The sequence below is a fragment of the Nocardia vermiculata NBRC 100427 genome, assembly GCF_001613265.1.
Lineage (GTDB): Bacteria > Actinomycetota > Actinomycetes > Mycobacteriales > Mycobacteriaceae > Nocardia > Nocardia vermiculata.
In genome coordinates this window covers 1-13,979 of record NZ_BDCA01000003.1, presented here as the reverse complement: position 1 = coordinate 13,979, position 13,979 = coordinate 1, and the positions used below count along the sequence as shown (strand labels likewise).

The 13,979-nt window shown below is 67.7% G+C and carries 13 protein-coding genes and 1 tRNA gene; 11 read left to right on the top strand and 3 right to left on the bottom strand.

Annotation, left to right across the window (positions count from 1 at the left end; translation table 11 throughout):
- Positions 1-179 precede the first annotated feature (179 nt).
- Positions 180-863 (bottom strand): gamma subclass chorismate mutase AroQ, encoded by a 684-nt coding sequence (gene aroQ, locus NV2_RS05920; protein ID WP_168436084.1) that lies wholly within the window; start codon positions 861-863, stop codon positions 180-182.
- A gap of 195 nt (positions 864-1,058) precedes the next feature.
- On the opposite strand from aroQ, the gene NV2_RS05915 reads away from it, so the two are divergent.
- From NV2_RS05915 to NV2_RS05895, 5 genes are all read left to right on the top strand, one after another.
- The gene (locus NV2_RS05915; RefSeq protein WP_067870438.1) at positions 1,059-2,852 is read left to right on the top strand and encodes a DUF4407 domain-containing protein; all 1,794 of its coding nucleotides are present in this window, start codon (positions 1,059-1,061) and stop codon (positions 2,850-2,852) included.
- 241 nt (positions 2,853-3,093) lie between these two features.
- A complete protein-coding gene (locus NV2_RS05910) occupies positions 3,094-4,014 on the top strand; it encodes a hypothetical protein (protein ID WP_067870436.1) in 921 nt (306 codons plus the stop codon).
- On the top strand, positions 4,011-5,054 hold the full coding sequence (locus NV2_RS05905; protein WP_067870434.1) for a DUF4129 domain-containing protein: 1,044 nt from the start codon (positions 4,011-4,013) through the stop codon (positions 5,052-5,054). The genes NV2_RS05910 and NV2_RS05905 overlap by 4 nt, the downstream gene beginning before the upstream one ends.
- Before the next feature lie 10 nt (positions 5,055-5,064).
- A complete protein-coding gene (locus NV2_RS05900) occupies positions 5,065-6,048 on the top strand; it encodes an AAA family ATPase (protein ID WP_067870432.1) in 984 nt (327 codons plus the stop codon).
- A gap of 2 nt (positions 6,049-6,050) precedes the next feature.
- Positions 6,051-7,343 carry a DUF58 domain-containing protein gene (locus tag NV2_RS05895; protein ID WP_067870430.1) on the top strand — a complete coding sequence of 431 codons (1,293 nt, stop codon included), beginning with the start codon at positions 6,051-6,053 and terminating at the stop codon, positions 7,341-7,343.
- On the opposite strand, the gene NV2_RS05890 is transcribed toward NV2_RS05895, so the two are convergent.
- Positions 7,321-8,139: an RDD family protein gene (locus NV2_RS05890; protein WP_067870428.1), complete on the bottom strand. Its 819-nt coding sequence runs from the start codon at positions 8,137-8,139 to the stop codon at positions 7,321-7,323. The two genes, NV2_RS05895 and NV2_RS05890, sit on opposite strands and share 23 nt — an antisense overlap.
- Before the next feature lie 89 nt (positions 8,140-8,228).
- Between NV2_RS05890 and NV2_RS05885 the strand changes: the two genes are divergently transcribed.
- From NV2_RS05885 to NV2_RS05875, 3 genes are all read left to right on the top strand, one after another.
- Positions 8,229-9,230 carry a stage II sporulation protein M gene (locus NV2_RS05885; protein WP_067870676.1) on the top strand — a complete coding sequence of 334 codons (1,002 nt, stop codon included), beginning with the start codon at positions 8,229-8,231 and terminating at the stop codon, positions 9,228-9,230.
- A gap of 690 nt (positions 9,231-9,920) precedes the next feature.
- Positions 9,921-10,259 carry a GNAT family N-acetyltransferase gene (locus tag NV2_RS05880; RefSeq protein WP_067870426.1) on the top strand — a complete coding sequence of 113 codons (339 nt, stop codon included), beginning with the start codon at positions 9,921-9,923 and terminating at the stop codon, positions 10,257-10,259.
- 86 nt (positions 10,260-10,345) lie between these two features.
- Positions 10,346-10,576, top strand: a complete 231-nt coding sequence (locus NV2_RS05875; protein ID WP_067870424.1) for a LapA family protein — start codon at positions 10,346-10,348, stop codon at positions 10,574-10,576.
- A gap of 88 nt (positions 10,577-10,664) precedes the next feature.
- Here NV2_RS05875 and NV2_RS05870 read toward each other — a convergent pair.
- Positions 10,665-10,747: transfer RNA gene (locus NV2_RS05870), tRNA-Leu, on the bottom strand.
- Positions 10,748-11,052: 305 nt separating this feature from the next.
- On the opposite strand from NV2_RS05870, the gene NV2_RS05865 reads away from it, so the two are divergent.
- The 3 genes from NV2_RS05865 to NV2_RS05855 form a co-directional block, all read left to right on the top strand.
- Positions 11,053-12,501: an FhaA domain-containing protein gene (locus tag NV2_RS05865; protein ID WP_067870422.1), complete on the top strand. Its 1,449-nt coding sequence runs from the start codon at positions 11,053-11,055 to the stop codon at positions 12,499-12,501.
- A gap of 184 nt (positions 12,502-12,685) precedes the next feature.
- The gene (locus tag NV2_RS05860; RefSeq protein ID WP_067870420.1) at positions 12,686-13,153 is read left to right on the top strand and encodes an FHA domain-containing protein FhaB/FipA; all 468 of its coding nucleotides are present in this window, start codon (positions 12,686-12,688) and stop codon (positions 13,151-13,153) included.
- Positions 13,150-13,979, top strand: an 830-nt coding sequence (locus tag NV2_RS05855; RefSeq protein WP_169811550.1) for a PP2C family protein-serine/threonine phosphatase, incomplete at its 3' end; no start/stop codon positions are given. The genes NV2_RS05860 and NV2_RS05855, both read left to right, overlap by 4 nt.

The following is a 13,979-nucleotide window of genomic DNA, read 5'->3' as shown; positions in this document are numbered from 1 at the left end:
TTTCCCAGTCTGCGACCACGGCAAACCAGGGTGTTGCACGGCTAACTTCCCGGACACCGGGACGAGCCGTTACCGCTACCGGAACGACAAGCCACGCCAATGTGCGGACCGTACGGAATCCTTTTGGTTTGTGGGGTTCAGCACATTCTCGGCAAACCCCGCCACGGGGCGGCTGTGGTTTATTTCACAACCGTTGCGGGACACAGGGATACGGCCGCGCGCACGAGCGCCGCGGAATGCAGTGCATCTGCGGCACCCGAGGTCAGCACCGAAAACGCGGCGGCGGCCACCCGCTCGGTGCAATCCGACCCCTCCAACACACCTCGGTGCGCGGCCAGCTGCGCCAGAATTTCGTCGTTCACCTCATCGATGACCGGCCGGACCGAGGCCAGCTCGGAGGTACCGGGCGCCGGTGCCGACGCCGGATCGAAACGCCACCGCGCGAGCAGGCCGTGCTGCACGGTCTTGTTGGCCTCGATCTGGCCCCTGAAGACCTGCCGCACCCAGCTCTGCGGAAGTCCGGAGCGGGCGCCCGCCGCGGCCATCGACTCGTAGACCTGAGCCTCACGCGCCGGATCATCGACCACCGGCGGCTCACCGGTGCGCTGCGCGGTCGCCCACTTGGCGGCGGCCACCGCGTCGGCGGTGTTCAGCCGGCGCAGGGCCAGTTCGACGAGGGTGCGTAATTCGAACACCTGATCCCCCTCGGTCACCGTGACCTGCTCGGCGGCGATCGGCGCTGCCACCGCGGTGGGTAGTGCGGATACGGCAAGGGGAACGACCATGGCGGCCACCACGCCGACGAAAGCGACGGCCGACCTCGCCGGACGACCACCCTCGGTCTCCGAAACCTCTGCTGTCACACCAACACCATCGCACATGTGAGGCTCGCCACTCGCACAGCGCGACTCGCGGAGGAACCCGGGCCCGCCTGTCAGGCTGAATCCCGTTCTCGCCGAATCTCGTTCCCGCGCCCGACCGGACCACATGCGGGAATACGATGCAGCCCGTTGCGCCCGAGGGTGACAACGCCCGGTACCCGGAGGATGTGACCCCCGTTGATCGACGCCCAGACGCCCGGGCAGCAGGCCGCCACGCGGAAATCGTTGGCGGAGCCGTTGATCTGGCTCGGCGGCCGCGAATCCGGCCGCAGCGACCGGTACGGACGGCCGGCATACGCGGTCACCGGGACCGTGGTCGCGGGACTCGCGGTGTTGTCCGGGACGGTCGTGGGGTTCGCCGGTGCCGCGGCGCACTGGAGCCCTGTGGTGGTAGGCATCGCGGCACTCGTGTCTGCGGTGCTGATCGCCGCGATCGCGCGAGCCACCGCCGCGGGACCGGTTGGCGCGGAGACAGTCCCGGAGCCGACACATGCGGATCACCGCGTGGGAGGGTCGGCGATCCGGCCGGGTCGGCGCCGCACCGACCGCTTCGGCCGATCCGCGGTTGCCGTGCTCACCGGCGCCATCGTGGCCGAACTGGCGAGCACCCTGCTGTTCGGCGGACCGGTGAACCGGGCACTCGACGACCACGCCCGCCGAGCCGCCGACTCGGCCGCCACTGTGGTCAGCGCGCGCACCGCCCTCGACCAGTCACGCACTGCCCGTGCGGCACTGGAACGAACCCTCACCCAGGCACGCGGCGATATCGACGAAGCACTGATCGTGGCCCGCTGTGAATATCACCCCACACCGGAATGCCCGCAGACCAAGATCACCGGCATCCCCGGCCGCGGACCGGAAACTCGTGCGGCCGACGAGGTGCTCAGTGCCGCTCGGGGGCGGATGGATACCGCCCTGGCCCGCGTCGAGCCGCTCGATCGGCAGCTGTCCGATCGGCAGGCCGCACTCGACCGGGCCCGAAGCGCAGCGGTCGGCGCCAGCGACCGCGGCCTCGGCGCGCGGTGGCAGGCTATGCACGACTACACCACCACGCATTCCGGGGCCTTGCTGCTGCGGCTGGCAGTCCTCGCGATCGCGGTATTCGCAGCGCTACTGCCCCGACTGCTACGGCCCCGGCGCGATGCCACGATCGCGCTACTGCCGGACCGAATCCAGGCCGGTCCCGAAAAGCCTTACCGGAAAACGGAATCCGTAGCACTCACGAGCGCCGCTTCCACTGCCACGACCACCGCCGTCACGCACCGTCGACAACGTCCCCGGGTACTCGCCGCTATCGGCAACCTGGAAATCGGTGTCGCCGATCCGCACGGGCCGGTCGTCGCGGATCACGCAGCGCAAGCAGAACTTCCGGTGCTACCCGCGCTGCCGCCGGCCGAGCCTTCGACGGCACAGCAGGGTGGGCCGGTGGCAACAGCCACACTTGCGGCCGTGCCGGCCACAATGGTTCCCAACCCGCCCACAGCTCACACCCGGCCGGAACTACCTGCGGCGCGCACCTCCGGCGGCCGTACCCCGGTCCCGGACGTTGCGCCGAAACAGCATGCTGGACTGGAGCTTCCACTTCTCGGTACCGTGCCGTTCACCGATACCGCGGTGCAACTGATCGGTCCCCTGCTACCGAAGTTCGTGACCGGTGCCCTGGATCGAGCCGTGGAGAATGCGACAGCACCACTGCGCACCTTCGCCCGGGCCTTCGAAGAAGCCGAAGAGATCACCTTCACGCTCCGGCGCACCCGCACCATCACGGTGCATGCGCCGGAGTACCCCGGCCCGGACGGCTCGCCACACCTCGAGCGCGCGGTCCCTGCGGAGCCGAAGTTCACGGGCCACTACCCCACCGCGGCCACCATCTATCGCCATCCGCTGAAGAATCACCCTGCCCTTCCTCGCCTCGGTGGTTCCTGGCCGATGCCACCCCGGGGCGCGACCAGGCCGCCGGGAGTTCGGTAGGTGCGCCCGTTCCCGCCGAGCGCGGGCTGCCCGTCCCGAACTACGCCATGCCGGTGATCCCGTTCCGCTGGGCGGCAGTAATCGCTGGTCGCCGGCCGAACCCGGCGACCGATACGGCGCCGACCTCGCCCCGTCCCCGCGGAGAACGCCCCCGAAGCGCGGTGCCCGGAACCGCGCGACCTGGAGGGTGTGCCGCCCCGGATCACCGCCGCGGGTCCGCGCGGCTGGATAGACTCGGGCCGTGTATCCAGCCGTAGCCGATCGTGATGGGCGGTCGTCCACCTCCGGAGCGCCCCCGATCAATGCGTCGGCGCATGCGGGGGCCGGCACGGCGGTAACCGCTCCCGGCGAGGCCGAGCAGATTCCGATACGGCCGCTGTCGTGGCGGGAGCTCGCCGATCTGCCGTTCGCGGTGCTGCAAGCGCGGGTTCGACTGGTGGCCGGAATTGCGGGCATCGGGGTCGCCGTCGCACTCGGTGCTGTCCTGGGCGTGACGCTGCTGGTCTCCTGGGCGAGCGACGACTCGAAGGCCGGAACGGTCTGGGCCGCAGTTGTTTCCACACTCTGCTGCGCATGGTTGCTGCGACTGTGGATAACGGGCATGGCGGTTCCGGTCGCCGCCGCAGTCGTCCACCGGCAGCCGATCACGGCAGGCACGGCCGCCCGGCGACTGGGCGCGGTCTGGGCTCCGCTGGCACGACATCACCTCGTCTCGGCGCTGATCGGAATCGGGATCACCGCCCTCGGCGCACTGTTGGTCATCACGCTCATCCCGTCGACCATCTGGCTGGGCCGGGTGCGGGCGCGACGATGGGCGGTCGCGCCGGTCCTGTTCCTGGAATCGCAGCGCTACTCCGTCGCGGTGACACGGGCGAAAATGCTCGCCACCGGCCGTCTCATGCCGATCGCCGGGCTCTGGATATTCCTGCGCGGTCTGCTGATCGCACTCGCGGGCCCGGTCGTCGGCTTGCTGGGGTACCTGTCCGATATCTCCGGAACGCATCGCTGGGCGGTCATCGCACTGCTGGCGGGGGCCGCGCTGCTGGTCACCGCCTTCTCCGCGGCCATGGACGCCGCCACCGCGGTTGTCGTCCACATCGATCGGCGGTGCGCCCGCGAGGGTGCAGACCTCCGGATTCCGGGCGGGCAGGCTCCGCGATGACCGCCGAAGACTTCCCCGAACACCCGGCAGCTCCGGAACACCCGGCGCCACCCGCACCTGCCCTCGGCCCCGCCGCACAGCATCGCGAGGCCTCAGAAGCCGCCGCCGGGCAGCACGACTTCGACACCGCGCTGCGGGAACGGTTCCGGGCCGTGGTGCGGGGCCTGGAACAGGGCGGCGTCCTCGAGGTCGAGCGGGCTCGCACCGCACGCGAGACGGCAGCGGCAGCCTCGCACGCGCTACCCGGTACTACCGAAGACTTCGCCGGTGCCACCCGCAGTTTCGAGGAGATCGTCTACGGCGGCCGGGCGGCCACCCCGGACGAATATCAACGGCTCAGCGCGGCGGACCGCTATTCGCTGGCCCCACCACCGCCCCCGGACCCGACCGAGGTGGCCTCCGCCACCCGCACGGCCCGCGGCCGAATCCGGCTTCCCGGCCTGCCGCCGCTACTGCGCGACAAGCGTTTCTGGTGGGTCGTGCTCGGTGCGCTGGTCATCGCGGTGGCGGTCTACCTGATCCTCGAGCTGATCAACGCGCCGTCCGCACCGCCGTCGCCGCCGCCCGATCAGGGACCGTCGTCGGGTGGCGACACCCGGCCACCGCAGCTGGGCGAGGGCTCGGATTCGATCTTCGAGCGCTTCCCGCCGTGGCTGGTCTACGGCGGAGCACAGGCCCTGATCTGCGCCGCGATCGTGGTCTGGTGGCGCGGCCGCCGCCGCGGTGCCGTGGTCGGTGAGCCCCGGCCGGTGCAGGTGGCGGCCGGTGAACTGGCGGCCGGACAGGCCGCGCTCTACCAGCGCACCAAGGATCGCGACCATATCGCGGGCAAACTCCGGTCGGCGACCCTGCGCCGCCTGCGCGGGCGGCTGCAGTTGCGCGACAATGCCTCCCCGGAGCAGGTGGCGGCGGTGATCGCAACCCGGATCGGTATCGACGTCACACGTATCGCGGCGGCGTTCGACGGCCCCGTTCCCGACGATGCCACTTTGGAATATGTTGCCGCCCAATTGGACTGGATCGAATCGGAAATAGGATGACGGAGACCGGATGACAACGGCGCAGACCACCCCCGCCCCCACCGCCGACGAGGCACTCCGAGCGCTCGGTCAACTGCGCCTCGAGATCGGCAAGGCCGTCGTCGGCAACGATCAGGCGGTGCTGTATCTGGTACTCGCACTGCTCTGCCGTGGTCACGTACTTCTCGAAGGTGTTCCGGGCGTAGCGAAGACGCTGCTGGTACGCACCCTGGCCGCGGCACTGGAGCTGGAACACACCCGGGTTCAGTTCACTCCCGACCTGATGCCCGGTGATGTGACCGGCTCCCAGATCTACGACCCGCACACCACCGAGTTCACGTTCCGTCGCGGCCCGGTGTTCACCAATCTGATGCTCGCCGACGAAATCAACCGCACACCACCGAAAACACAGTCCGCGCTGCTGGAATCCATGGAGGAACGCCAAGTTTCGGTAGCCGGTGTGCCACAGCCACTGCCGGATCCGTTCATGGTGATCGCGACCCAGAATCCGATCGAGCAGGAGGGCACCTATCCGCTGCCCGAGGCGCAGCTCGACCGCTTCCTGTTCAAGGTCGATATGCAGCTGCCGGCTCGCGACGAGGAGTTCCGGATCCTGCAACGCCACGCCGCGGGCTTCGATCCGCGCGATCTGGACGCTGCCGGGGTCCGTGCGGTCGCAGGTCCGGCACATCTGGCCGCTGCGCGTGAGGCCGTCTCCCGGGTGACGATCAATCCGGAGGTGCTGGCCTACATCGTGGATCTGTGCCGGGCCACCCGCGCCTCCCCGGCCGTACAACACGGCGCCTCACCACGCGGCGCGACCGCCCTGCTGGCCTCCGCACGCGCCCTCGCCTGGCTGCAGAACCGGGCCTTCGTCACTCCGGACGACGTGAAAACCGTTGCGGTAGCCGCGCTGCGGCATCGCCTGCAGTTGCGTCCGGAGGCCGAGCTCGACGGGGTGACCGGTGCCGGTGTGATGACGTCGTTGCTGGCGTCGGTGCCGGTACCGGTGTAGCGATGATCGTCACCGGCCGTCTGGTGGCGGGGGCCGCCGTCGCCGCGCTAGTCGTCGTCTTCGCACTGCCGTCCTGGGTCGGAGTGGTGGCGATGACGGGCCTGCTCGTCGTGCTCGTCGCCGTCGACGTGGCGGCGTGCCGCACCGACGAACTGGACCTGCACCGGGCGCCGCTGACCACGGTGCGCGTCGGTCGCCCGGTCACCGTCGAGCTCACCGTGCACAATCGTGGTCCACGTACCGTGCGCGCGTGGTTGTGGGACGACTGGCCGCCGAGTGCGCGAGCGCCGGAGGCCACCCACACGGTGCGACTTCCACCCGGCAGCCGAACCACGCTGCGTACCACTGTATGTCCCGCACGGCGCGGCGATCGGGTCGCGGGGCCGGTGACGGTCCGCTGTGTCGGTCCACTCGGCCTGGCCGGGCGTCAGTTCCGCCGCACCGTCGCGGCGACGGTCCGTGCGCTGCCGGCGTTTCGATCGGAGCGGATTCTGTCGGCCAAGGTGAAGCGGCTGCACCATCTCGACGGTCGCTCGGTGGCGAATATGCGCGGTCCCGGTTCGGAATTCGACGCTTTTCGCGAGTATGTCGCCGGTGACGATGTGCGTTCCATCGATTGGCGCGCCACCGCCCGCGCCAGTGACGTGCTGGTACGCACCTGGCGGCCCGAACGCAACCGGCACGTGCTGATGCTGATGGATACGGGCCGTGTCAGTGCCGCCCGCCTGGGCGAACAGACCAGACTCGACACCGCGATCGAGGCGGCCCTGTTACTGGGTGGCCTGGCTGCCGCCGCCGGCGACACCGTCGATCTGCTCGCCTTCGATCGCGAGGTTCGTGCCGAGGTCCGGGGCGTACGTGGCAAGGCCGTGCAGTCCACGCTGATGCACGCGTTGTCGGGCATCGTTCCCGCCCTTGCCGATACCGATACTCCGGCGCTGGTGCGCACGGCCGTTCGCCATACTCGCCGCCGCAGTCTGGTGGTGTGGTTCACCAGCCTCGACGGCGCGATGGTGGAGGAGAATCTGCTGCCGGTCCTACCGGTACTGACCAAGCGCCATCGGGTGCTGATCGTTTCGGTCACCGACCCGGAGATTGCGGCGGCGGCGAAACGCCGCGACACCATCGGTACGATCTACGCGGCCGCGGCGGCCGAACATCTGCTCGCCGAACGCGCGATCGTGCGGGAGACGCTGCAGCGCCGTGGCATCGACGTGGTGGCCGCGGCTCCCGAACGGCTGCCGGAGGCACTGGCCGACGAATACCTGGAGCTCAAACGGACGGGCGCGCTGTAGGCGGCGAGACCGGCGCCGCCGGCACGGGCGGAACGGCCCAGAAGGGCAGCTGCGGTGGCGGCAACGTCCGGCGCTGCCGTTCGCCGATCACCGCACCCAGAATCTGCAGCGGCGGGTATCCCACGACCGGCGCGACCCGTAACTGACGACACACCGCCTGCACCAGGGCGGTGCCGAGGTCGGCCTGTGCCTGCGGAGTCAGCTGCGGATATCTGGTCAGGTACTGCCGCACCGACAGCGCGAGTTCCTCGGTGAGTCCGCTCAGATCCATGCCGGCGACCCATCCGGCCAGCCAGGGCGGCACCGTCGCCAGGGCGGGCATGGGAAGTCGCGCGCGATCCGACACCACCACGGTGCCGGCCAGGATGTCGCCGACCCGCCGTGCCCGCGGCGAGCACAGCGAGGTGACCACCGCGACGAAGCCGAAGCCGCCGAGATTCCAGAAGTCCACCAGTGCGGCGGCCAGGCCACGGGTCAGCGCATGCCGGAAGCCGATGGGCCCGCCGTCGTCGCGTACCACCCGCAGTCCCATCGCCATCTTGCCGACGGTCCGGCCACGCAGCAGTGTCTCGCTGACCACCGGATAGCCGACCAACACGGTGACGGTGCCGAGCAACAGGACCGTGTCGAGCCAGGCACCGTCCAAGCGTGGAACCAGCAGCACGGCCGCCAGCAGCAGCCCGAGTGCGAGTGCCACCTGCAACATCAGATCGACGGCGAACGCGGCCGCGCGGGTCGGAATGCGGGCGATCGGTAGCTGCAGGGAGACCGCCTCCCCGGTGATGAACTCGGCCATGGTTGTTCCAGTATCTCGAATCGGCCACCCAGGAACTAGCCTTCGAGGAGGGGGCGTGGTGCGCTCCGGGACGACTGGAGGAGGAGCCGATGGACGTCGACGCCTATTCGTACGCGCAGCGTCGGCATTGGGATCGACTCGATCGGCTGGCCGGACAGCGTCACCTGACCGGCGCCGAGGTCGACGAGTTCGTCGCGCTGTACCGCCGCACCTCCCAGCAGTTGGCCCGGTTGCAATCGCACTCTCCCGATCCCGAGCTGATCAACGGTGTGAGCGCGGTCCTGGCACGAGCCCGCGGACGGCTACTGGGCGCGCGGACCGATACCCGGTCCCAGATCACCTACTTCTTTACTCACCGCTTCCCGGCAGCGGTGTACCGGGCGTGGCCGTGGTGGACCGGTGTCCTGGTGGCATTTCTCGGGGTGTCGACCGGATTCGGCATCTGGGTGTCCGGCTCCGGCGCGGCGCGCCGGTTTCTGGGGGTGCCCGCCGACGCGCAACTACTGACCGCGCCCGGCGGCACCTTCGAGTCCTACTACTCCGAACATCCGCACGACGCCTTCGCCGCTCAGGTCTGGACCAACAACGCCTGGGTGTCGGCGATCGCGCTGTTCACCGGCATCGTCATTCTCCCGGCGGCCTATCTGCTGTTCATGAACGCGGTGAATGTCGGGATCTCGGGCGGCCTGATGGCCGATGCGGGTCGCCTCGATTCCTTCTTCGGCTTCCTGCTGCCACACGGAATGCTGGAGCTCACCGCGGTTTTCGTGGCCGGCGGGGCCGGGTTGCAGCTGGGCTGGACGCTCATCGATCCGGGGCGCCGGTCACGCGCGGAAGCATTGGCACGGCAGGGCCGCGCCACGGCGGCAATCGCCGTGGGGCTGGTGGGGGTGCTTCTGGTCTCCGGTGTGATCGAGGGCTTCGTCACGCCGAGTGGCCTACCGGCACCGGTGCGAATCGGTATCGGGCTGATTGCCGAAATCGGTTTTCTGGCCTATGTATTCGGTGCCGGACGACGAGCGGCGCAGGAACAGGCTGCACGCACTGCGGCGGAGCATGAGCTGAGCGCACTTCCGGTTAACATCCGGTAGCTTTATGCTGGCGCTGAGAAAATCCCTTGCGAGAAGTGAGGAATTCGGACGATGATCGGGTCCGGAATTTGAGATCCACTGGCCGCAGCGAGTCCAGCTCAGCTGCGGCCAGCGTTGCCGTTGACTCTACACAATCGTTACCGCCACGCAACCACCCGGCCATCGCGTCTGCCTGCGCGTAACCATCCCGAAACCGACTCCCTGACATCGACTCCGGAGACGGTGCGCAAATTCCTGGCGGGCGGTCCGAAATAACCACTCGACACAAACCTCAACAATTGTGTATGGGGGTTTTTCCCCTACTTTTCACCCACTCCCACACCACACGACGCCGTCTGCACGGATGTTTCCCGGTCACCCGTCGAGAGGCAGCCGAACGTCATCACCGCAGGTAAAGGCACTGATCGCCTCGTCAGCCAAAGCGTTTGAGCCCGCCGACACACCGGAAAAACAAACTGCAAGTATGTTTGCAACCTGAAATCCAAGGAGCTTGCCAGGCAAATCTCAGGAGGTCACATATAGGCATCCGCTGAATAACCGAGATAGAGCGACAGCGAACTCGAAATATCACTCCTCACACACCTGAACAGCCTCTGCCCCGCCCTGCGCAATGCGGCGAAGATCACACTGGTCGCAGCCGGGAAGGCGAACCTGCCCGCTTCCGGCACGCCGGACGGCAATACTGGAGCCATGACCACCGAACAGCAGCCGGACCCGGTCGTGACCCAGGCCGCGGAACGGTTCGACATCAGCGTGGACGATCGGCCCGCCGGCTTCGCCGAGTTCGTGGATCACGGTGGGCAGCGGATCTTCCATCACACCGAAATCGGCTCCGACTTCGCCGGCCGCGGTTTGGCGGGTGCTCTGGTATCGCAGGCACTGATTCGCACCAGGGCAGCCGGGCTGCGTGTCGTGCCGGTATGCCCGTTCGTCGCCGGATATATAGACAAGCACCCGGAGTTCGCCGATATCACCGATCCGGTCACCCCCGAGGCCGAGGACCACGTCCACAGCCGGAATCGGGACTAACGCAGCGCAACACCCGAACCGGCCGCTGGTCCACGTCGCCCGTCCGCACCCGATGAACAACTCCGGCCACGACGAAGGGACACCTGATGAGCACCTCGGAAAAGCGCTCGATACTCTCCCGCGTCTCCCCGACGCAGTGGGTGGCGTTGGTACTGCTGGTATTGGCGATCATCTTCGTCGCCGAGAACCGCGGGCGAACCTCGATCGAATTCCTGCTCATCGAGATCACTTCCCCGATGTGGCTGGTACTGCTGGTGATGTTCGCGGTGGGCTGGCTCGCCGGAGTGTTGACCATGCGACGCAGGGGCCGAAGGTGAGCAGCCGAATATCAGGTAAACGCAGTAGAGGCCGTGGATTCCGAAGAATCCACGGCCTCTACTGTCGTAGTTCATCGAACTACTTCTGTGGGCGAAGGGGGACTTGAACCCCCACGTCCCGAAGGACACTGGCACCTGAAGCCAGCGCGTCTGCCATTCCGCCACTCGCCCGAGCGACTGGATGACAGTAGCACGCACCGGGTACCCATATGAAATCGCCTGGTCAAAGGCAATACCAAGGAGGTTGCGACAGGAACTCTTCCGGAGATTTCACCCGGCGCGGGAACTCACCGGAGGTAATCGCGAGTTACAGGTGTGGAGGATCGTGGATATCATGCAGAGACCGTGTCTGTTCGACGACACGCCCTATCGGCATGTCGTGTCGCTGGATCGTGACATCAGGGCGACACGGCCCGATCAACCGGCGTGGACAGACCGGGTGAACGTACGAGGGTGGGTATCGAAGGGAGGCCGCTATGGGCATCGTCTCGCGTTTCGAACGACGTCTGCAGGGCGCCGTCGGTGATGCCTTCGCCCGAGTCTTCGGCGGTAGTGTCGTCCCACAGGAAGTGGAGGCGGCGCTACAACGCGAAGCATCGGACCGGCTCACCGAACTCGACGGTGGCCACATCCTCGCACCGAATGTCTACGTCATCACCGTCAACCCCACGGACCTGCAAGAACTCGACGCAGATCAGGAGTTGACGACCCGTGCGTTCGCCAGGCATCTACAGGACTACATCCGCGAGCAAGGGTGGCAGACCTACGGTGAAGTGCGCGTCGGATTCGAGACATCCCCTACGCTGCACACCGGACAGTTCAGGACGCACGGCAAGGTGGATCCGGATGCGGACGACCGGAATCGGCCGGCCCCGTACCGACCACCTGGTAAACCTGGACAACCCCCACAACGACCCGCACACCCGCAACCAGGAGCTGGCCCCATGACGCAGAACTCAGGCTACGACCCCAGCCGAGAGCCCGCGGAGTCCGATCCACGCAACCGCGGGTACGCGCCGCCGCCCGGGGGCCACCCCGCTCCGAACTATCCGGACGACTACGGCCGTGGTGGTCAGTACCCGGGTGCCGAAGGTCAGCCCGCCTACGGTGACTATCAGAACGGATACGACTACCAACAGGGTGGCGCGGCCTACGGCCAGCAGGGCTACGCCGACCAAGGTAGCTACGACCAGGGCAGCTACGACCAGGGTTACGGGCAGCAGGCCTATGCCGACCAGGGTTACGGACAGCAGCAGGCCTATGCCGACCAGGGCTACGACCAGGGTGGCTACGACCAGGGTTACGGGCAGCAGGGCTACGCCGACCAGGGCTATGGACAGCAGCAGGGCTACCCGGAACAGCCCTACGGGCAGCAGCCCGGCTACGGCCAGGCCCCCGGTTACGACCAGGGGTATGCCCAGCCGGCCTACGGCGACGGCCAGCAGGCCTACGCGGACCCGGGCTACGCCCAGCAGGGCTACGCGGACCCGGGATACGCCGATCAGGGGTATGCCGACCAGGGCTACGCGGACCAGGGCGCCTACGGGGCCGACGAGGGGTACGCCCAGCAGCAGGCCTACGGCCAGCAAGGCGGCTATGCCGCCGCACCACCGCCGGCCGCACCGCGCAGCGCATCCGGCTATTCGGCCACCCTGCATCTCGACGACGGCAGCGGCCGCACCTATCAATTGCGTGAGGGAAGTAACATCATCGGCCGCGGCCAGGATGCCCACTTCCGGCTTCCCGATACCGGGGTCTCGCGCCGCCACATCGAGGTCCGCTGGGACGGCCAGGTGGCCATGCTCTCCGATCTCGGTTCGACCAACGGAACCCTGGTCAACGGCTCGCCCGTACAGGATTGGCAGCTCGCCGACGGCGATGTGATTCGCGCCGGGCATTCCGAGATCCTGATCCGAATCGTCTGATCCCGTAAGCTCGCCGGAGCAGGTCACGATATGGCGCGAAAATCCCGCGCCCATATCGTGATCGCAACCGGTCATCGGCCCTACTATGCTGCCAACATTCGTTCGGCAGCCGGGCCGTGCTGACCAGCACGCCGGTTGGGGGACGAAATGCCACTACGGGACCGGTCGAACAGGAGGTGGAGCCGTGCAGGGACTCATTCTGCAGTTGACCCGTGCGGGATTCCTCTTGCTGTTGTGGCTGTTCGTGTGGGCGGTACTTCGAACTTTGCGCAGCGACATCTACGCGGCATCAGGCATCCGGATTCAGCCCCGACCCACCCGTGGTTCGGCGGTACTGCCATCCTTCAGCCGTGGCCAGAAGGGCGCCAAGTATCTAGTGGTGACTCAGGGTTCACTAGCCGGCACTCGGATCACGCTCGGCACCCAACCGGTGCTGATCGGGCGTGCAGACGATTCCACGCTGGTTCTGACCGACGACTACGCCTCGACGCGGCACGCGCGTTTATCGCCGCGCGGCGAGGACTGGTACGTCGAAGATTTAGGATCGACCAACGGGACCTACCTCGATCGAGCGAAGGTCACCACCCCTGTCCGAGTTCCGCTCGGCTCTCCTGTCCGTGTGGGTAAGACTGTGATCGAGCTGCGATCGTGACTCAAGTTCTCCGCTACGCAGCGCGTAGCGACCGTGGGCTCGTCCGGGCGAACAACGAGGATTCCGTCTACGCGGGTGCACGCCTGCTCGCGCTGGCCGACGGCATGGGCGGCCACGCTGCCGGTGAAGTCGCCTCCCAGCTGATGATCGCCGCGCTGGCCCATCTCGACGACGACGAACCCGGCGACGATCTCCTCGGCAAGCTGGACCGGGCAATTCGCGAAGGTAATGCCGCGATCGCCGACGAGGTCGAGGAGGATCCCGAACTCGACGGTATGGGCACCACGCTCACCACCATCCTGTTCGCCGGCAAGAAACTCGGCCTCGGCCACATCGGAGATTCTCGGGCCTACATGCTGCGCGACGGCGAGCTGGCGCAGATCACCCGTGACGACACCTTCGTGCAATCACTGGTCGACGAGGGCCGGATCACGCCGGAACAGGCACACACCCACCCGCAACGGTCACTGATCATGCGGGCGCTCACCGGTAACGAGATAGAGCCCACGCTCATCGTCCGCGAAGCACGGGCCGGGGACCGGTATCTGCTGTGTTCGGACGGCCTGTCCGACGTGGTGAGCGACGAGACCATCGAGAACACCCTGCGCGAGGGCAATACCGACGAGGCCGCCGACCGGCTCATCGAATTGGCATTGCGCAGCGGCGGTCCCGACAACGTCACCGTCGTGGTGGCCGATGTGATCGACCTCGATTACGGCCAGAGTCATCCCATCGTCGCGGGCGCCGCGGGCAGCGGTGAAGACGAGGACACTCCCCCGCCCAACACCGCGGCCGGCCGTGCCGCCGCCATGCGCCCACCGCGCGC